Source organism: Paractinoplanes rhizophilus, from assembly GCF_042664765.1.
Lineage (GTDB): Bacteria > Actinomycetota > Actinomycetes > Mycobacteriales > Micromonosporaceae > Actinoplanes > Actinoplanes rhizophilus.
Map to the genome: position 1 here is coordinate 154,723 of NZ_JBHTBJ010000001.1, position 19,603 is coordinate 174,325.

A 19,603-nucleotide genomic window follows, 5' to 3' on the forward strand; every position below is an offset into this window, starting at 1 on the left:
GCCATTTTCTGGGGCAGGATGGGTCTCGTGATCCGGCATCCGGCCTTCCCCGTGGAACCCTGGCACGTGCGCGAGACGCACCTCGACACGCAGCTGCTGTCCCGCTCCGAGTCGATCTTCGCGCTGTCCAACGGGCACCTCGGCCTGCGCGGCAACCTCGACGAGGGCGATCCGCACGCGCTGCCGGGCACCTATCTCAACTCGTTCTACGAGCTGCGGCCGCTGCCGTACGCCGAGGGCGGATACGGCTACCCGGAATCGGGCCAGACGATCGTCAACATCACCAACGGCAAGCTGATCCGGCTGATGGTGGACGACGAGCCCTTCGACGTGCGCGACGGCCGGCTGCGGCGGCACGAGCGGGTCCTCGACCTGCGGGCCGGCGTGCTGCGCCGCGAGGCCGAGTGGGAGTCCGGCGCCGGGCGCGCGGTGCGGGTCCGCTCGACCCGGCTGGTGTCGTTCACCCAGCGCTCGATCGCCGCCATCGAGTACGAGGTCACCGCGGTCGACGCGCCGGTCCGGGTGATCCTGCAGTCCGAGCTGGTGGCGAACGAGGCGCTGCCCGGCCCGCTCAAGGACCCGCGGGTGTCGGCGGTGCTGATGGCCCCGCTGGTGGCCGAGGACTGCCACGCCGGCGAGATGGGCGCGCAGCTGGCGCACATCACCCGCGAGAGCGGCCTGCGGCTGGCCGCCGCGATGGACCACCTCGTCGACGGCCCGCCCGGGGTGCGCTGCACCACCGAGGCCGAACCCGACCTGGCCCGCACCACGGTGGCCTGCCGGCTGGCGCCGGGCCAGCGGCTGCGCCTGGTCAAGCTGATCGGGTACGGCTGGTCGAGCCGGCGGTCCGCGGCCGCCATCCGCGACCAGGTGGCCGCCGCGATCCAGAGCGCCCGGTTCGAGGGCTGGGCGGGCCTGCTCGCCGCGCAGCGGGCGTACCTGGACGAGTTCTGGTCGGGCACCGACGTCGAGCTGGACGGCGACGCCGAGGTGCAGCAGGCGGTCCGCTTCGGCATGTTCCACGTGCTGCAGGCCGGGGCACGGGCCCAGAAGCGGCCCATCGCGGCCAAGGGGCTGACCGGCCCGGGCTACGACGGGCACGTCTTCTGGGACACCGAGCGGTACGTGCTGCCGGTGCTGACCTACATCCAGCCGCGGGCGGCGGCCGAGGCCCTGCGCTGGCGGCACGCGACGCTCGACCTGGCCCGCGAGCGCGCGGCCACGCTGGGCTGGGCCGGCGCCGCGTTCCCGTGGCGCACCATCCGGGGCCACGAGTGCTCCGGCTACTGGCCGGCCGGGACGGCGGCGGTGCACCTCGCCGCCGACATCGCCGACGCCGTGGTGCGGTACGTGAACGCGACCGGCGACGAGGCGTTCCACCGGGATGTCGGCGTCGAGCTGCTCGTCGAGACCGCGCGGCTGTGGGTGTCGTACGGCCACCACGACCGGCACGGCGTGTTCCACCTCGAGCGGGTCACCGGCCCCGACGAGTACACCGCGGTGGCCGACGACAACGTCTACACCAACCTGATGGCGCAGCGGAACCTCATCGCCGCCGCCGACGCCGCGGCCCGCCACCCCGAGCGGTACCGGGCCCTCGGCGGCACCGGCGACGAGGTGGCGGCGTGGCGGGCCGCGGCGGCGGCCATGCACATCCCGTACGACGAGGAGCTCGGCGTGCACCCGCAGGTGCGCGGCTTCACGCAGATGAAGGAGTGGGACTTCGACGCCACCCGCCCCGAGGACTACCCGCTGCTGATGCACTTCCCGTACCTCGACCTGTACCGCACCCAGGTCGTCAAGCAGGCGGATCTCGTGCTCGCGCTGCACTGGTGCGGCGACGCGTTCACCGCCGAGGACAAGGCCCGCGACTTCGACTACTACGAGCGCCGTACCGTGCGGGACTCGTCGCTGTCCGCGTGCGCCCAGGCCATCGTCGCGGCCGAGGTGGGGCACCTCGAGCTGGCGCACGACTACATCGGCGAGGCGGTGCTCATGGACCTGTACGACCTGCACCGCAACACCCGCGACGGAATGCACATCGCGGCCCTGGCCGGCGGCTGGCTCGCCCTGGTGGCGGGGCTCGGCGGCATGCGCGACCACGGCGGCGTGCTGTCCTTCGCGCCGCGCCTGCCGCAGCGGATCGACCGGCTCGCGTTCTCCGTGCTCTGGCGCGGCCTGCGGCTGCAGGTGACGATCTTCCCCGGCGAGGCGACGTACTCGCTGCGCGACGGCAGCGACGGCGCCACGCTGGAGCTGCGGCACCACGGCGAGGCGCTGGTGCTGACCACCGCCGCGCCGGTGACCCGGCCGATCCCGCCGGTCGTGCGCCTGGCCGGCGACCCGGTCCAGCCGGCCGGCCGCAGCCCGATCCGCCGGGACGACCTGATCAAGTGACCGGCGGCCGCCGCGACGATTCGTCCCGCCGGATGATGACCCGGCGCCCGGCCCGCGGGGTCCTCCGGCAAAGCGCCGTCGTGCTCGCGCTGACCTACGCGGGCCACACCTGGGGCCTCGGCCGGTGGTGGGCCGCCCTCCCCGTCGTCCGCAAGAACCGCTGGCTGATCTGACCCCACAACCTCCCCCAGCGTCCGGGCCGCCACGCGATTGCTCGCCGTCCCATGTTGTGGGTATCGATTCCGGTTGACGGGATGAGTTCTCACGAGGTGGCAGTGCGTCCTGATTGGTGGACGAGCGGGTCACTTGGTGGGACCGTGATCGCGCACATGCCCCGCGATATCGCGTTATTTCCGGCACGAGCTGATCGCGAGCAGCTAGCCCTGGGGATCTGGCGCTCGAATCGGACCGCAAGTCATCAAGATCCAAAAAGCGGTACGGGATACGCCGCCGCGACGGCTCCTCGACGACAAGCGCACCGCCGAGGCGGTCGAGGCGGCGCTGCTGGTGGCCGGCATCGACCCGCTGCGTGCGAGCGCCCAGCGCGCCCTGCGTCGGCGCACCTGGCGGACGGCAACGTGGCGGACGCCCGCCACGCCTATGACGAGTACTGAGCCCGGCTCCGCGGTCCGGCAGGCCTATCCCGAGACCGAGGTGATCAACCACCGCAAGATTCCGCTGCCCGGCTCGGCCACCCCCTGTCGACCTGTGCGACCAGTCGCCGACCGGCCCGCTCGGCACGCCCCTGCTCCGGCTCGACCAGGGCCGCTATCCGTCGGCGCCCGGCGAGATCGCGGTCAGCACCCGGGCCGCCCGGCTCCTCGGCCTGTCCGTCGGCGCGACCCGGCAGGGCTCGGCGGTCGTCGGCCTGGTGGAGAACCCGCTGAACCTGCTCGACACCTTCGCCCCGACCGCGCCCGGCCGGCGTAGGCCGGGATGCGGCATTTGGCGTCAACTGAAAACTATCTGCAGCGACAGTGAAGATTTTTCCGGGTTCCGGCGATCAAGATGTCCCGGTGCCCGGCCGACATCGTCAACTTCAGCGCACCGGACTCGTCGTGACCTCCTCCGCCCTCGCCGTTGTCGTCATCGCCGGCGGCGCCTGGGCCGGGTACCACGAGTTCTCCGGCAAGAAATGCACCGAGACCGTCAGCCTCAAGCTCGCCGTCGCGCCCGAGGTCGCACCGGCCGTGCGGGCCGCGGCGGACACCTGGGCCAAGGGCGAGGACGCCTGCGCCACCATCGAGGTGACCGCCACCGATCCGACCGGCATGGCCGCCGCGGTCGGCGGGCGGCACGGCGTCAACCTGGGCGGCGTCGGCGTGGCGAAGAACGCCGACCCGGACGTCGACGCCTGGATCCCCGACTCCAGCACGTGGTTGCTGCGCATCGGGTCCGAGGCGCCGGGCTTCCAGCCCGCCTCGCTCGGCTCGATCGCCGAGAGCCCGCTCGTGCTCGCGGCGCCGGAGGACGCCGCCGCCGGCCTCGGCTGGCCGGCGAGCACGCCCGGCTGGAAGGACCTCGCGAAGAAGGTCGCGACCGACAAGACGTTGCGGCCCGGAACGGTCGATCCGTTGCGGGACGCCACCGGGCTGGCCGGGTTGCTGGCCTTCGCCGCCGCCGCGGGCACGGACGCCGCCGCGGCCACGCTCAAGGTGGGCGTGATGCGCGCGCTGTCGGCGAACAGTTCCAGCATCCGCAACGACCTTCTCCAGAAACTTCCCCAGTCGGCCGGCGAGACCGGCGCCGGGGTCAGTCTCGCGCCGCTGTCCGAGGCGGACGTCATCGCGTACAACGGCGGAAAGCCGGCGACGGCCCTTGCCGCCCTGTACCCGAAGCCGTTCTCGGTGGTCCTCGACTACCCGTTCGCGATCATGCCCGGCGTCGACCCGCAGAAGGCGACGGCGGCAACCGCGTTCCGCAAAGCCCTCGACACGAAAACTTTCCGGCAAAATCTGGCAAGAGCCGGCGTACGGGGTCCCGACGGCGCCCCGGGCGCGGGTTTCGCGGCTCCCCGGGGCGCGCCGGCGACCGTCCCGCCGCCCCCGGCGCAGAAGCCGGCCGCGGTCGCCGGCGCGATCGGCCAGCTCCTCGGCAGCTGGACCGCGATCACCCAGCCCGGCCGGATGCTGGCGGTGTTCGACGTCTCGGCGTCGATGAAGGCGAAGGTGCCGACGGCCGGCGGCCTGACCCGCGCCCAGGTCACCCAGGGCGTGGCCCGGCAGGGTCTGGCCCTGCTCGACGACCGCTGGTCAGTGGGCAACTGGACGTTCTCCACCAACATGGCCGGCCGGCGCCCGTGGGTGGAGAATCTGCCGATCCTGTCCTGCGCCGGCCACCGCCCCGAGATGCTCGCCGCGATCGACAAGATCGTGCCGAAGGCGGGCGGCGACACCGGCCTCTACGACACCGCGCTGGCCGCGTACGAGCGGGTGCAGAAGGGCTGGCAGCCCGGCGTGTCCAACTCGGTCGTCATCTACACCGACGGCGAGAACGACAACCCCGGCGGCCTGACGATCGGCCAGCTGGTCGAGAAGATGACCAAGCTCCGCGACCCGAACCGCCCGGTCCGCATGATCATCATCGGCATGGGCACCGCGATCGACCGCGCCGAGCTCGAGGCGATCACCAAGGCGGCCGGCTCGGGCGGCGTCTTCATCGCCACCGACCCCGCAAAGATCGGAGAAATTTTCCTGGAGGCGATCGCCAGTCGCAAGGGCGCCTGACCACCGTGCCCCGGCGCGCGGGGGGCTGGCCGCGCCGCACCACCGGGTTCGCGGCAGCCGGGAGTCGGCCACCGCGGGCCACCGCGCCGCCGGCCGCCGTGCGGTTCGCACCACTCTCCGCGGCCCGAACACCAGCGCGCCACCGCGGGCCGACGCTCCGCCGCGCGCCGCGCCCACCACCGCGTTTCGCACCACCACCCGCGCCGTACCACCGCGGGGGCTTGACCGGCCGCGGGGCCGGATGACGTTTACCGGGACGCGGGCGGGCAATTCGGCACGTATGAGCCTCATCGAGCACCGTGGCGAGCGGCCGGTGGTTCCACCGTCGGCCTACGTGGCGCCGAGCGCCGTGCTGTGCGGGCGGGTGATCCTGGGCGAGCGCGCCCGCATCCTGCACAATGCCGTGCTGACCGCCGAGGACGGCGAGATCCGCCTGGGCGCGGACGTCGTCGTGATGGAGCACGCCCTGGTCCGCGGCCGCCGCGACCACCCCGCGATGATCGGCGACGCCGTGCTGGTCGGCCCACACGCCCACGTGAACGGCGCCACCCTGCACGACGAAGTCTTCGTGGCGACCGGCGCGTCCCTCTTCCCCGGTTCGGTGGCCGGCGCCGGCTCGGAGCTGCGCGTCAACAGCGTCCTGCACGTCAACTCGGCCCTGCCACCCGGCACGGTCGTCCCGATCGCCTGGATCGCGGCCGGCGACCCCGCCCGGCTGTTCTCCCCGGCAGAGCACGAGGATCTCTGGGCCATCCAGGAGACCATGGACTTCCCCGGCACGGTCTACGGGGTGCCGCGCGGCACCCCGATGCGCGAGATCATGGCCCGCCAGTCCCGCCATTACGGCGACCACGCCCACGACCGAATGCTCAGTACCGACCGAATGCTGTAGCCCCCGGCCGCCGCGACCGCCGGCATGTCCCGCGAGGATCGCGGTCCCCTCCCGGTCAGCGGGTCGTGAAGATCGGGCATCCCCGCAGCGCAAGCCCGTCGATGGCCAGAAGTTGCCCGTCAGCCGCCGCGAGGCGGTCGCGGGCGTCCTCCGGCAGCGAAACCGTCGAGCCGGCCGCGAGCGGCAGCACGTGCAGCGTGACCTCGGAGTCCGGGCGCACCCCGGCGTCGCGGAGGCTGACGGCCCAGGTCGAGCCGTCCCAGAAGCGGTCGGTGACCGTGCGCCCGTCGACGCGAAGTTGCGCGACATCGCCGGCCCACGAGATCCGCAGGTAGGTGTCGAGCTCGGCGCCGGTCGCCCACCCGGGCAGGGTCAGCCGGTAAACCGCCGCCAAATCCTCGAAAGTTTCCGCCGTGGGCGCCGACTGCCGCCCGTCGAACTTTCCATAAGCGACCGGCACGGCGCTCCCGGCCGCCCGCACCAACTCAACCTCAGCCGAACCATCGCGCACCAGCCCGGCTCCCACGGAACCCCCGCGCACCCGCGGACCACCGGAAATCTCGAGAGGAAGCTCGACGAAACTTGCCGCAGAAGTGTCGTAGACCCGCGCCGAAGGGTCGGTGGACTCGATCTGCCCGTCCGGGCCCCAGGTCAGCATGCCGGGCGAGAGCAGCAGCCGGCGGGCGGGACCGTCCTCGCAGATCCAGACGTCACCGGCCACAGTGGCGGGTAGGACGAGCAGGTCCAGCTCGCCGCCGCCGGCCCGGAGCCGGACCGGCGACAAGCCAGGCTCGACGGCGGCGGCCGCGCCGCCGACGGAGTAGGACACCTCGATGCCGGCCTCCGCCACCAGCACGAGGGTGGGCACCGCGCCCGGCAGCACGGTCAGCGCGGACGCGGTGGCCCAGTCGAGGCGGACGCCGCCGAGGGTGAGCCCGAGCGGCCAGCGGGCGAGCGTGCCGGGCGGCACGTCGACCGGCTCGGCCGGCAGCACCACGGTCTCGTCGTCCAGCGCGACCCGGAACTGCGCGCCGCGGTAGACCGGCAGCGGGTCGTGCGGCTGGTGCCACGCGATGAACAGAAACCCGCTGCGACCGTCGCTGCGCAACGCCCACCGCAAAGTTTCGTCGTCCTCGACGCCCCCCGGCCGTTGCGGCGGCAGGCTCGACGGCATCTCGGCCAGCGCCGAGCCGAAGGCCGCCAGGAACGCGTGCTGCGATCGGAGCAGCGCGTGGCTTTCGGAGAGCAGCCCGGCCTCGCCGATCGGGGCGTGGAAGTCGTAGCCCAGCCGCGGCATGTCGTTGGGGTAGCCGGTCGCGTGGGACTCCTGGGCCCCGCCGTCGAGGGCAGGGTTCGTGCCGCCCGCGTACATGTAATAGCCCTGCCACGCGGAGCCGTTCCCGATCTTGCAGTGCGCGATCGCCGCGACGTCGAGGGCGGCCGGTCGCGGCCGGCGGTGGTAGGCCGTGGCCATGCCGCCGCCCAGCTCGCAGGTCGCCGGGGGAAACCACGGCGACGGGGTGCGCGGCTGGGGACGGCTCAGCTTGGCCTCGTGCATCCGCCGCAGGTCGGCGCCGATCCCGGGATCGTCCCAGACGTGCGAGAAGAAGTAGTGGTCGCGGAAAGTGGGGTCCCAGGGCGCGCCGGCGTCGACCCAGAAACCGTCGCCGTAGCCGCCGTAGAGCGGCATGACCTCGCCGTCCGGCAGGTCAGCGCCGCCCCACGCGGTCGCCGCCCACAGCGGCGCCGACAGCCCGGCCTCGCGGGCGAGGCGCTTGAGCGTACGGAGGTGCCCGGGCCGGTCGTAGAGCTCGTTCTCCAGCTGGATGCCGAGCAGCGGGCGGTCGCCCACCTGCGCGGCGATCTGGCCGAACCACTCCCGGACGAGCGAAAGATAGCCGGGGTCGTCGGTGCGATGACGTACGGAAGTTTCCTGCACCCAGTCCGGAAAGCCGCCGTTGCGGGACTCCCCGTGGCACCAGGGCCCGATCCGCAGGAAGACGTCGAGTCCCTCCGCGTTCGCGAGGTCCACGAAAGCTGCTACGTCGAGGTTTCCGTCGAAGCGGGGCTCACCTTCGCGCGCGACATGGTGCAGCCAGAACACGTAGCTCGACGCGACGGTCACCCCGCCGGCGCGCATCTGCCGCAGGCGCTGTCGCCAGCGGGCGCGCGGGACGCGGCTGTAGTGGATCTCGCCGGAGACCGGGATGACCGGTCGGCCGCGCCGGATCAGACAGCGGCTGGTGAGTGAGACACCGGCCCGCACGTCCTCGTCGTTGCTCATCCGCGGCCGGCGCGGCGGCTCGGACCAGGGATGGTGCGCGACGTCCAGCACGGTGACTCCTTCGGCGCCGATGGAAAGCCTTGGGTTCGGCCATGTATGGCGGCGAACGGACCGTCTCTGTAACCGGTCACAGCCGTCTGGCTCCGCACGATACAGCCTGGTAACCGCCAGGACGCAAGGTCTTGACATTTGCATTGGCGCGCAGCACTGTAACCGGTCACAGGTCCTGCTCGGTGACGCACGTCTCCTCCGGCAGCGACCGCGGCCGCATCCCTCCCGCGGCCGTCCGATCGAGGAGGATCGATGCAGAAGAAGCTTTTGCCGCTCGCCGGGGTGCTGGCCGCGACGCTCATGATGACCACGGCCGCCTGCTCCGGTGACGACGAGCAGGGCGGCGACAGCGCGGCCAAGCCGGGCGAGAAGGTCGAGCTGACCTATTGGACCTGGGCGCCGAACATGGACAAGGTCGTCGAGGGCTGGAACTCGGCGCATCCCGACGTCCACGTCACCGTCAACAAGCAGGACGGCGGCGACCCGGCCGTCACCAAGCTGCTCACCGCAATAAAGGCCGGCAGCGGCGCGCCCGACATCATGCAGGCCGAGTACCAGAAAATTCCGACGCTGGTTTCCGCCGACGCGCTGGCCGACATCGCGAAAGAGGCCGGAAACCTCAAGGCGAAGTTTCCCGACTCGGCCTGGAACGCGGTGACCCTCGGCTCCGAGGCGCTCTACGGCGTCCCGCAGGATTCCGGCCCGATGATGTTCTACTACCGCACCGACGTCTTCGAGAAGCTCGGCCTCCAGCCGCCGAAGACGTGGGACGACTACGCCGCCGCGGCTCGCAAGGTCCACACGGCGAACAAGAAGCAGTACCTCGGCACGTTCTCGGCCAACGACCCGGGCTGGTTCGCCGGGCTCTCCCAGCAGGCCGGCGCCTCCTGGTGGGGGGTCAACGGCGACACCTGGTCGGTCGCCATCGACGAGCCCAACACCCGGAAAGTTGCCACCTACTGGGGCGGCCTCGTGCAGGAGGGCGTCATCGACAACAAGCCGATGTACACCCCGGAGTGGAACGCGGCGCTCAACGATGGCACCCAGGTCGGCTGGCTGAGCTCGGTGTGGGGCCCCGGCGTGCTGGAGGGCAACGCAGCCGGCACCAAGGGCAGGTGGAAGGCGACGCTGCTGCCGCAGTGGGACGCCACCAGCCCGAAGAACGGCAACTGGGGCGGCTCGGCCACCAGCGTCACCACCCAGAGCAAGCACAAGGCACAGGCCGCCGAGTTCATCGCCTGGCTGAACACCGATCCGGCCGGCATCAAGGCTCTCGCCCAGACCGCGAACGTCTATCCCGCGTCGGTCGACTCCGCGGCCGCCCTGACCCAGCCGCCGGCGTTCCTGTCCAACCAGAGCGACTTCTACACGGTTGCCGCCGAGGCCGCGAAAATTGCCAACCCCTTCACCTACGGGCCGAACGTCAACGTGGCGTACTCCAGCTACAACGACGCGTTCGGCAAGGCCGCCGCCGCCAAGAAGTCGGCCGGCTTCGCCGCGGCGCTGACCACCATGCAGCAGACCACGGTCGACGACATGAAGAACACCGGCTTCAAGGTCGCCGGCTGACCCGGATTCGCCGCGGCGGGCGCGAAAACGCCCGCCGCGCCCCAGCACCGAGAAGAAGGTGACGGCCGTGCCGGCGGTTCCCAGCACACGTACGCGCCGAGCCGGGGCGCCCTATCAGTTCCTCGCGCCGGCCCTGATCCTGTTCGCCCTGTTCCTGGCCGCGCCGATCGTCTACGCGGCGTACCTGAGCCTGCGCCGGGTCAAGGTGAGCGGTCTCGGGCTCGGCAAGGGCGCCCGCACCGAGGTGTGGGCGGGCCTGAGCAACTACGCGCGGTCGCTGACCGACCCCGAGTTCCTGCCCAGCGTCTACCGGGTCGCCGCGTACGGGATGATCGTGGTCCCGACCATGCTCGGCCTCGCGCTGCTCATGGCGCTGCTGCTGGACGCCGGCCGCACGAGGGTCGGCACTTTCGCGCGTACGTCGATATTTTTGCCCTATGCCGTGCCGGCGGTCGTGGCGTCGTTGCTCTGGGGTTTCCTCTACCTGCCGCGGGTGAGCCCGCTGAACGATGTCCTCGGCGCCGTCGGCATCACCGCGCCCGACATCCTGGCCGGCTCCGGGGTGCTGTACGCGGTCGCGAACATCGCGGTCTGGGGCGGCACCGGCTTCAACATGATCGTCATCTACACCGCGCTGCGGGCCATCCCGACCGACCTGTTCGAGGCGGCCCGGCTCGACGGCGCCTCGGACAAGCAGATCGCGTGGCGCATCAAGATTCCGATCATCCTGCCGTCGCTCATCATGACTTTCGTCTTCTCGTTGATCGCGACGCTGCAGGTTTTCGCGGAGCCGATGACGCTCAAGCCGCTGAGTAACACCATCTCCACCACGTGGACGCCGCTGATGAAGGTGTACCGGGACGCCTTCACCCGCAACGACATCTATTCCGCGGCGGCCACCTCGGTGGTCATCGCGGTCGCCACCTTCGTCGTGTCCTTCGGGTTCCTCAAGCTCGTCGGGAACCGCGCCTTCAACCAGGAGGACTGACATGAGCGTCTCCACCGCACTGCCGGCCGTCCCGGCCACCACCCCGCCCGCGACCGTCCCGGGCGACCGCCGCGGCAACCGGCGGTTCAGCCCGGCCGCGACGATCCTGCTGCTGCTCGGCGCCCTGTACTGCCTGTTCCCGGTGCTCTGGGTGCTGATCGCGGCGTCGAAGAGCTCCGGCGAGCTGTTCTCGACCTTCACGCTCGCGCCGAGCACACACCTTTTCGACAACATCGCCGACCTCGCCGCCTACCGCGACGGCCTGTACTGGCGGTGGATGGCCAACACCGCGCTGTACGCCGGGGTGGGCGCGGCCGGCTCCACCCTGATCTCGGCGATGGCGGGTTTCGCGCTCGCCAAGTACGACTTTCGCGGAAAGGCCGCCATCTTCAACGTGATCCTGGCCGGGGTGCTGGTGCCCGGCGTGATCCTGGCGATCCCGCAGTACCTGCTGCTGGCCAAGATCGGGATGACCAACACCTACTGGTCCGTGCTGCTGCCCAGCATGATCACCCCGTACGGGATCTATCTCTGCCGGATCTTCGCGGCCGCGGCGATTCCCACCGAGGTCCTCGAGGCGGCCCGCATCGACGGCGCCGGCGATTGGCGCACCTTGGGCACGGTGGCGCTGCCGATGATGCGATCCGGCCTGGTCACGGTGTTTCTCTTCCAGTTCGTCGCGATCTGGAACAACTTCATGCTGCCGTACATCATGCTCGGCGACGACCACCTGTATCCGCTCACCGTCGGGCTCAACGGCCTGCTGAACCAGGGCGCCAACCAGCCGTCGATGTACATCGTCGTGGTCACCGGCGCGCTGCTGTCGATCGTCCCGCTCGTCGCGCTCTTCCTCGGGCTGCAGCGGTACTGGCGGGTCGATCTGGGTGCGGGCGCGGTGAAGGCCTAGTGAGCACTATGATCCCCCACGTGCCGACACCGCCCGGTACGGGGCGCAAGCGGCCCACCATCCGCGACGTGGCGCGCGAGGCCGGGGTCTCTTACGCGACCGTCTCCCGCGTCCTGAACGGCCGGGAGTGGGTCAGCCCTGAGGCCGTCCGAGCGGTGCGCGAGGCGATCGCCCGCACCGGTTACACCGCCAACCCGCACGCCCGGTCGCTGGCCACCGGAAAGTCGGGGTCGATAGCTTTCCTGCTCACCGAGCCGCAGCATCTGCTGTTCGAGGACCCGAATTTCTCGGTGTTGCTGCGCGGTGTGGCCCAGGCCCTTTCCGACCGCGAGCTCACGCTCATCCTGATGATCGCGTCGACCCCCGAGGAACGTAGCCGCACCATCGCCTATCTTTCCGGCGGCCACGTCGACGGCGTGGTGCTGATCTCGCCGCACTCCGGCGACCCGCTGCTCAGCCAGCTGGTGCGGGCCGAGGTGCCGATCGTGGCCTGCGGCCGGGTGCTCGGCTACGAGCAGGTGATCTCCTCGGTGATGGCGGACGACCGATCGGGCGCCCGCTCGGCGGTCGACCACCTGGCGTCGGCCGGCTGCCGGCGGATCGCCACGATCACCGGGCCGCAGGACATGGTCGGTGGCGTCGACCGCCTCCAGGGCTACACGGACGCGCTGCTCGCGCACGGTCTCGAACTCGATCCGGCGCTGATCGTGCACGGCGACTGGGGCCGGGCGAGCGGCGCGGCGGCGATGCGCCAGTTGCTCGACCGGGCGCCCGATCTCGACGGCGTCTTCGCGGCCTCGGACGCGATGGCCGCCGGGGCCCTGCCGGTGCTGCGGGACGCGGGGCGTCAGGTGCCCGGCGACGTGCGGGTGGTCGGCTTCGACGACTCGGGCCTGGCCGCGACGCTCGATCCGCCGCTGTCCACCGTGCGGCATCCGCTCGACCGCATCAGCGACGAGATGGTGCGGCTGCTCACCGACGTGATCGCCGGGCGCACCCCGCTGTCGATCACCGTGCCCACCTCCCTGGTCCTGCGGGACTCCTCGCCCGCCGTCCGATAGACCGGAGCTCCCCCTCCACGTGCCATGGCACCAACCCGGCGATCCCCCATCGCCGGTCGCCCTTTCTTTCGCGAAGGAGCGCCATGAAACCGTCCTGGAGAGCCGTCGTGACCGCGATCGTCCTCGCGGTCCCGCTGGCCGTCGCCACCCCCGCGCACGCGGCGAACACCCTCACCATGCTCGGTGCGGACGTCTCGTCGCTGCAGCGCAGCCTCGACCTCGGCGCGAGGTACTACAACAAGTCGGGGACCGCCGCCGACCCCTACGACATCCTCAAGTCGGCGGGCGCCAACTACATGCGGCTGCGCATCTGGAACAACCCGGCCAGCGGCTACAACAACAAGGCGAAAGTCCTGCAACAGGCCCGGGCGATCAAGGCCAAGGGCCTCAAGCTCCTGGTCGACTTCCACTACTCCGACACGTGGGCCGACCCGGGCAAGCAGTATCCGCCTGCGGCGTGGGCATCCCATTCGCTCACGCAACTGCAAACAGATGTCTACAACTACACGTACGACGTGTGCACCGCCCTGAAAGCGCAGGGCACCACCCCCGACAGCGTGCAGATCGGCAACGAGATCAACGTCGGGATGCTGTGGCCGAACGGGAAAGTTTCCAACAACAATTTCGCGCCGCTGGCCGCTCTGCTGAAGCAGGGCTACAACGCCACGAAGGCCTGCAACGGCTCGACCCAGGTGTGGATCCACACCGCCGACGCGGACAGCGACCCGAACGCCCGCTGGTTCTACGACGGCATCCGGTCGCAAGGTGTCACCTGGGATGTGACGGCGCTGTCGTACTACTGCATGTGGCACGGCACGCTCGCCAACCTGTACAACGTCATCGCCGACGTGAAGTCCCGCTACGGAAAGCCGGTCGTGATCGCGGAAACCGCGTACCAGTTCACCACGGCGAACGCGGACAGCACGCCCAACTCCATCCCGGGCACGGTGCTCTGCGACAACATTCCGGCGACTTGGGCCGGGCAGGCGCAACAATTCACCTGGGTGCAGAACACGGCCCGCAACGCCGGCGCCATCGGCGTCTTCTACTGGGAGCCAACCTGGTACGCCATCAGGGGCAACGGCTGGGACCCCGCCAACATCAACGGCACCGGTGACGGCTGGGACAACATGGCAGCGTTCGACTGGACCGGCCACATAAACCCCAACATCGTCTGGACCCCGTGAATGGGTAGAGCCCACGGGCGATCGCCGTCATCGACGGCGATCGCCCCCGCGGTGCGAGGCGGAGCCGGCCCGGCACAGTGACTTTGCCCTCCGGCCCCGCCCAGGTGCTCGGCGTCACGGCATAATCACCCTGATCAGGGCGCTGTACAGGTCGGAACACCGAGCACTTTTGGGAGTGATGATGCAGCGGCATCGTGTGGTGGTCATCGGCGCGGGTTTCGGCGGACTTTTCGCGATCAAGGCGCTCAAGAACGCCCCCGTGGACATCACCTTGATCAACGGTACGGCGTACCACCTGTTCCAGCCCCTGCTCTACCAGGTCGCCACCGGCATTCTCTCGCAGGGCGAAATCGCGCCGCCGATCCGGGAGGTGCTCAAGCGGCAGGACAACGTAGACGTACGCCTGGGTTGGGCCTCGAAAATCGACGTCGACAAGAAGGTCGTGTCCGTCGAGGGCCCCGGCATCGACTACGAGGTCGGCTACGACACCCTGATCGTGGCGGCCGGCGCGGCGCAGTCCTACTTCGGCAACGACAGTTTCGCCGATCACGCGCCCGGCATGAAGAACATCGACGACGCGCTCGAGCTGCGCGCCCGCATCTTCGGCGCGTTCGAGATCGCCGACCTGCAGACCGAGCAGGAGGACATCGACCGCTGGCTGACCTTCGTGGTGGTCGGCGCGGGCCCGACCGGCACCGAGATGGCCGGCCAGATCGCCGAGCTCGCCCACCGCAACCTGCCCGGCCAGTACAAGCACATCGACCCGCGCAAGGCCCGGATCATCCTGGTCGACGCGCTGCCCGCGGTGCTCAACACGTTCGGCGATCACCTGTCCACCCGCGCCCTGCGCCAGCTGCACCTGCTCGGGGTCGAGGTCGAGCTGAACACCAAGGTCGTCGGCGTCGACGCCACCGGCATCGAGGTCGAGACCGAGCGCGGCCACGAGCGGATCCCGTCGATGACGAAGGTCTGGGCGGCCGGCGTCTCGGCCCCGCCGCTGGCCCGCAAGCTCGCCGAGGTCACCGGCGCCAAGACCGACCGGGCCGGCCGCATCTTCGTCCAGCCCGACCTCACCGTCCCCGGCCACCCCGAGATCTTCGTCGTCGGCGACCTGATCAACCTCGACGACGAGCACGGCCAGCAGCTCCCCGGCGTCGCTCAGGTGGCCATCCAGGGCGGCCGGTACGCCGCGAAGGCCATCAAGGCACGCCTGGCCGGAAAGCCCGCCGGAAAACCCTTCAAGTATTTCGACAAGGGCAGCCTGGCCACGATCTCCCGCTTCTCCGCGGTGGCCAGCATCGGAAAGTTGCGGCTGGACGGTTTCCTGGCCTGGCTGATCTGGGTGGCGGTCCACCTGTTCTACCTGGTCGGCTTCAAGAACAGGGTGAGCGCCGTGATGCACTGGGCGATCAGCTTCCTGGGCCGCGGCCGCTCCGAGCGCGTCGCGACGGTCCAGCAGGCTTTCGCCCGCCGGGCCATCCACGAGTACGGCGACCCGTTCGAGCGCGCCCGCGAGGAGATCGCCGAGGAGCACGTGTCCGGGCGTTAGCCCGGCGTTAGCCCACACCGCGCCGGCCGGCCGTCCCGCTGCACCAGCGGTCCGGCCGGCCGAGACGCGCCCGGTGGCCTCCCCCGCTGCGCCAGCCGGGTTCGCCGGCCGAGACGCGCGGCGGCCTCCCCGCCGCGCCAGGGGGTTCGCCGGCCGGAACGCCCCTCTGCGGCCTGTCCTGGTTGCGCCGGCGAGTCCCCGTTGGTCGGCAGCGCAGCCGTGTCCCGATCCCGGCTCACAGCGGCGGCCACGTGCCGCCGCGATCGCAATTGCCGCAGCTCGGTGCTAACCTAGGGCTCCTAGGTTTTACCCGAGCGTCCTAAGGATGGGCATGCCGAGGCAGGGCCTCACCACCGAACGCGTCGCCGCGGCCGCCGCCGACCTGGCCGACTCGCTGGGCCTCGACCGCTTGACGGTCGCCGCGGTCGCGCGTCATTTCGGCGTGGCCGACGCCAGCCTCTACGGCCACGTCCGCAACCGTGAGGCGCTGCTCCACCAGGTCGCGGTGCGGGCCGCCGCCGCCTTCTCCGATCAGATCGCGCTCGCCGTGGCCGGCCGTTCCGGCCGCGAGGCGCTGATCGGTTTCGCGCAGGCGTACCGAAATTTCGCGGTCACCCACCCCGGGCAATACACCGGGACCAACCTTCAACTGCCGCCCGAGGTCGGCCACAACTCCGCCGGCCACCTGCGCCTGATCGACCTGAGTTACGCAACTTTCCGCGGCTATGGCCTCGCGGAGCCGGCCCTCACCGACGCGGTCCGTTTCGTCCGCAGCACGCTGCACGGATTCGCCACCCTCGAGTCTTCCGACGGCTTCGGCCACCCGCGCGCCCTCGACACGTCTTTCCGCAACGTTGTCGACGCGATCCACACGGCACTGACCCACTGGCCCGCCCGGGAGGAGCAAACCCGATGACAAACCAGGATTTCGACGTACGGGCGGCCGACGGCACCCGCTTGGCAGTCCGCCGCCAGGGCGCCGGCACCCCGGTCGTGCTCGTGCACGGCTCCGGCGGCGGCCTGCACAGCCTGGTCCCGCTCGCCGACCGCCTCACCGATTCGTACGAGCTGTGGATGCCGGCCCGCCGCGGCTACGGGCCGAGCGAAGTCCCGCCAACCCGCAAGTCCGTCAAGGACGAGGTGGGCGACCTGGCCGCGATCCTCGGCACCATCGGCCGCCCCGCCCATCTGGTCGGCGCTTCCTACGGCGCCACGCTCGCCCTGCACACCGCCGCCGCGCTGCCGGAGTCGCTGCTGTCGCTCGCCGTCTTCGAGCCTCCGCTGTTCGCTTCCGGCCCAACCGTCGCGCCGCTGCTGGACCGCTACCGCGCCGCCTTCGAGCGAAACGACGCCGCCGCAATGTTCGCCGTCCTCAACGAGCTGACCCGCGTCCCGCCGCCGATCGTGACCGCCCTCGCAGCCGCCGCCGGCGACCGGAAACCCGACCCGGCCGAGGCCCGCCGTTCCGCGATCGGCTGGCTGCACGACCTGGAGGCCCTCGCCGACGACGACCCCGACCCGGCCCGGTGGTCGCACCTGACCGTGCCCACCCTCATCCTGAACGGTGCCGACACCTGGGAGCCGATGCCCGCCACCATGGACGCCCTCGCCGCGGCCGTCCCCACCGCACGCCGCGTCACGTGGCCGGGCCAGTCCCATTTCGCCCCGAGCACGGCCCCCGACCTGATGGCCGTCGCCCTGCGCACCTTTTTCGCGAAAATTTCCGGCTGACAAGCACTACTTGCGCCACCCATGGCCGAACGTTTAGGACTTACCGCTCCGCCGCGCAGGCTGACCGGGACCGGGGCCGGGGCGGCGGGCGCAGGGCGGCGGGGGCGCGGGCAGCGGCAAGCGCAGGCGGTGCGGGCAGCGGCCCGGGCGCGACGCAAGATAGCGGCCCGGGCGGCGGGGGCAGCGGTACGGGAGGCGCAAGACATCCGGCTCGGTGGAGGCACGGCCGAGGCCCGGGTGGCCAGGTTGCCGTCCGGGGAACTCGTTCTTGCGTACGTCATCGATGTGTCTCTATCCTCGCACAGGAAAGCGTTTTCCTGCCCTCGTGGGACCGCTGCTTGCGGCGGTAGGCAGGTCGGGCAACCCGGTTCGACGAAGAAGCGAGGCAAGGATGAGACGATCAGTCGCGCTGCGGGTGTTCGCGGCAGTGGCCACCGGCGCGGCGGGCGCCGCCGTCGCGGTCGGCCTGCCGTCCCTGGAGGCTTCGGCCGCCGCGGTGGGCAGCCCCATCGGCTACGCGTCCCTCAACGGCGGGACGACCGGCGGCAACGGCGGCACGACCGTGCGCGCCACCACCGGCACGCAGATCCATCAGGCGCTGTGCAGCAGGGCGAGCAGCAGCACCCCGATCACCATCGAGGTCCAGGGCACGATCAACCACGGCAACACCACGAAAGTTTCCGGCAACAGCTGCAACACCGCCGCCGACAAGATCGAGCTCAAGCAGATCAGCAACGTCACGATCATCGGCGTGGGCAGCGGCGCCGTGTTCGACCAGCTCGGCATCCACATTCGCGACTCGAGCAACATCATCATCCAGAACGTGACGGTCCGGAACGTCAAGAAATCGGGCTCGCCCACCTCCAACGGCGGCGACGCGATCGGCATGGAAAGCACCGTGCGCAATGTCTGGGTCGACCACGTCAACCTGGAGGCCTCGGGCGGCGAATCGGCCGGTTACGACGGCCTGTTCGACCTGAAGGACAACGTGCAATACGTGACGCTGTCCTACGCCTACCTGAAGAACTCCGGCCGCGGCGGGCTGATCGGCTCGAGCGAGAGCGACACCTCGAACAGCTTCATCACGTTCCACCACAACCGCTACGAGAACATCGACTCACGCACGCCATTGCTGCGCGGCGGCATCGCGCACATCTACAACAACTACTACTACAGCCTCAACGAATCCGGCATCAACTCGCGCGCCGGCGCCCGCGCCAAGGTGGAGAACAACTACTTCGAGGACTCGATGAACGTCCTCGGCACCTTCTACACCGACGCGGCCGGGTACTGGCAGGCGTCCGGAAACATTCTCGACAACGTCACCTGGTCGGCGCCCGGCAGCGAGACCAACCCCGCGGGTCCGTCCATGCCGTCCAACACGAGCATTTCCATTCCGTACGCCTACGGCCTGGACAACGCGTCCTGCGTGCCGAACATCGTCCGCTCCACCGCGGGCGCCAACACCGGCATGAGGACGTCGACGGGCAACTGCTCGACCACGAGCAACCCCTCGCCGACGCCGACCACCCCGCGGCCCACCACGCCCAGCCCGACCACGCCCAGCCCGACCACGCCGCCGCCCACCCAGCCCAGCGGCACCAACCTGAGCATCGGGGCGGGCTCGGACGGCTCCAGCAAGGCGAGCGGCACGAGCTACGGCGACGTCCGGGACGGCAGCATGTCCACGTACTGGTCGCCGAACGGCAGCACCGGCTACATCTCGATCAAGTGGGGCTCGGCCACCACGGTGTCCCGCATCAACATCCGTGAGGCGAGCGGCGGCGGCGCCATCGGTTCCTACCGGGTGCTCAACGCGGACACCGGCGCGGTCCTCAAGACCGGCTCCGGCTCGGGCGTCATCACGTTCACCCCGACGTCCCTCAAGAAAGTCACCTTCGACATCCTGAGCGCGTCCGGGACCCCGCGCGTGGGTGAGTTCGAGACGTACGCGTCCTAATTAGCAAGCGCCCCGGGGCCACCGTCGCAGCGGCGGCCCCGGGCGCAACAAAACTCCGCGGCCCGGGGTACCAGAGCCGCAGCCCTGGGGTGCCAGAACCACAGCCCTGGGTGCCGGAAACACAGCCTGGGCGCCAGAACCGCAGCCTGGGCGCCAGAACCGCAACCCCGGGGTGCCAGAACCGCGGCCGACGCGGCAGACACAGCGGCGGCCGCGGCGCACCGAAAAGCACTGGCCGACAGTCGTATCATGGATGGCATGACCGGCAGCACCGTCTTCGCGACCGCACGAGCTATCAGCT

General features: G+C 70.7%; 14 protein-coding genes. 13 read left to right on the top strand and 1 reads right to left on the bottom strand.

What is annotated here, in order from left to right:
- The first annotated feature begins 27 nt into the window (after positions 1–27).
- The 4 genes from ACFQS1_RS00715 (at position 28) to ACFQS1_RS00730 (ending at position 6,015) form a co-directional block, all read left to right on the top strand.
- Entirely contained in the window at positions 28–2,397 is a 2,370-nt protein-coding gene (locus ACFQS1_RS00715; protein WP_378963871.1) for a glycoside hydrolase family 65 protein, read from the top strand.
- Complete coding sequence (locus ACFQS1_RS00720) at positions 2,394–2,570, top strand: hypothetical protein (RefSeq protein WP_378963872.1); 177 nt, start codon at positions 2,394–2,396, stop codon at positions 2,568–2,570. The genes ACFQS1_RS00715 and ACFQS1_RS00720 overlap by 4 nt, the downstream gene beginning before the upstream one ends.
- An 885-nt stretch (positions 2,571–3,455) precedes the next feature.
- Positions 3,456–5,123, top strand: coding sequence for a VWA domain-containing protein (locus ACFQS1_RS00725; protein ID WP_378963873.1), 1,668 nt, complete (start codon positions 3,456–3,458; stop codon positions 5,121–5,123).
- Between the two features lie 280 nt (positions 5,124–5,403).
- On the top strand, positions 5,404–6,015 hold the full coding sequence (locus ACFQS1_RS00730) for a gamma carbonic anhydrase family protein (protein WP_378963874.1): 612 nt from the start codon (positions 5,404–5,406) through the stop codon (positions 6,013–6,015).
- A gap of 55 nt (positions 6,016–6,070) precedes the next feature.
- Here ACFQS1_RS00730 and ACFQS1_RS00735 read toward each other — a convergent pair whose 3' ends face one another.
- Entirely contained in the window at positions 6,071–8,350 is a 2,280-nt protein-coding gene (locus ACFQS1_RS00735; protein ID WP_378963875.1) for a beta-galactosidase, read from the bottom strand.
- 252 nt (positions 8,351–8,602) lie between these two features.
- Between ACFQS1_RS00735 and ACFQS1_RS00740 the strand changes: the two genes are divergently transcribed.
- The 9 genes from ACFQS1_RS00740 to ACFQS1_RS00780 all read left to right on the top strand — a co-directional run bounded on the left by ACFQS1_RS00740 (position 8,603) and on the right by ACFQS1_RS00780 (position 19,302).
- Positions 8,603–9,919 carry an ABC transporter substrate-binding protein gene (locus ACFQS1_RS00740; protein ID WP_378963876.1) on the top strand — a complete coding sequence of 439 codons (1,317 nt, stop codon included), beginning with the start codon at positions 8,603–8,605 and terminating at the stop codon, positions 9,917–9,919.
- A 67-nt stretch (positions 9,920–9,986) separates the two neighbouring features.
- Positions 9,987–10,907 (top strand): carbohydrate ABC transporter permease, encoded by a 921-nt coding sequence (locus tag ACFQS1_RS00745; RefSeq protein WP_378963877.1) that lies wholly within the window; start codon positions 9,987–9,989, stop codon positions 10,905–10,907.
- A gap of 1 nt (position 10,908) precedes the next feature.
- Positions 10,909–11,814, top strand: coding sequence for a carbohydrate ABC transporter permease (locus tag ACFQS1_RS00750; RefSeq protein WP_378963878.1), 906 nt, complete (start codon positions 10,909–10,911; stop codon positions 11,812–11,814).
- An 8-nt stretch (positions 11,815–11,822) separates the two neighbouring features.
- A complete protein-coding gene (locus tag ACFQS1_RS00755) occupies positions 11,823–12,875 on the top strand; it encodes a LacI family DNA-binding transcriptional regulator (RefSeq protein ID WP_378964616.1) in 1,053 nt (350 codons plus the stop codon).
- Positions 12,876–12,958: 83 nt separating this feature from the next.
- Positions 12,959–14,062 carry a glycoside hydrolase family 53 protein gene (locus ACFQS1_RS00760; protein ID WP_378963879.1) on the top strand — a complete coding sequence of 368 codons (1,104 nt, stop codon included), beginning with the start codon at positions 12,959–12,961 and terminating at the stop codon, positions 14,060–14,062.
- A 181-nt stretch (positions 14,063–14,243) separates the two neighbouring features.
- Positions 14,244–15,611, top strand: coding sequence for an NAD(P)/FAD-dependent oxidoreductase (locus ACFQS1_RS00765; RefSeq protein ID WP_378963880.1), 1,368 nt, complete (start codon positions 14,244–14,246; stop codon positions 15,609–15,611).
- A gap of 331 nt (positions 15,612–15,942) precedes the next feature.
- The gene (locus ACFQS1_RS00770) at positions 15,943–16,527 is read left to right on the top strand and encodes a TetR/AcrR family transcriptional regulator (protein ID WP_378963881.1); all 585 of its coding nucleotides are present in this window, start codon (positions 15,943–15,945) and stop codon (positions 16,525–16,527) included.
- Positions 16,524–17,342, top strand: a complete 819-nt coding sequence (locus ACFQS1_RS00775; RefSeq protein ID WP_378963882.1) for an alpha/beta fold hydrolase — start codon at positions 16,524–16,526, stop codon at positions 17,340–17,342. Before ACFQS1_RS00770 ends, ACFQS1_RS00775 begins: the two co-directional genes overlap by 4 nt.
- Before the next feature lie 391 nt (positions 17,343–17,733).
- Positions 17,734–19,302 (top strand): pectate lyase family protein, encoded by a 1,569-nt coding sequence (locus ACFQS1_RS00780; RefSeq protein ID WP_378963883.1) that lies wholly within the window; start codon positions 17,734–17,736, stop codon positions 19,300–19,302.
- The last annotated feature ends 301 nt before the right edge of the window (positions 19,303–19,603 follow it).

Bases quoted from the DNA above. Each gene is read 5' to 3' on its own strand.
- ACFQS1_RS00730 (WP_378963874.1), top strand. From the start codon at position 5,404: ATGAGCCTCATCGAGCACCGTGGCGAGCGGCCGGTGGTTCCACCGTCG.
- ACFQS1_RS00740 (WP_378963876.1), top strand. From the start codon at position 8,603: ATGCAGAAGAAGCTTTTGCCGCTCGCCGGGGTGCTGGCCGCGACGCTC.
- ACFQS1_RS00750 (WP_378963878.1), top strand. From the start codon at position 10,909: ATGAGCGTCTCCACCGCACTGCCGGCCGTCCCGGCCACCACCCCGCCC.
- ACFQS1_RS00755 (WP_378964616.1), top strand. From the start codon at position 11,823: ATGATCCCCCACGTGCCGACACCGCCCGGTACGGGGCGCAAGCGGCCC.
- ACFQS1_RS00760 (WP_378963879.1), top strand. From the start codon at position 12,959: ATGAAACCGTCCTGGAGAGCCGTCGTGACCGCGATCGTCCTCGCGGTC.
- ACFQS1_RS00765 (WP_378963880.1), top strand. From the start codon at position 14,244: ATGCAGCGGCATCGTGTGGTGGTCATCGGCGCGGGTTTCGGCGGACTT.
- ACFQS1_RS00770 (WP_378963881.1), top strand. From the start codon at position 15,943: ATGCCGAGGCAGGGCCTCACCACCGAACGCGTCGCCGCGGCCGCCGCC.
- ACFQS1_RS00775 (WP_378963882.1), top strand. From the start codon at position 16,524: ATGACAAACCAGGATTTCGACGTACGGGCGGCCGACGGCACCCGCTTG.
- ACFQS1_RS00780 (WP_378963883.1), top strand. From the start codon at position 17,734: ATGAGACGATCAGTCGCGCTGCGGGTGTTCGCGGCAGTGGCCACCGGC.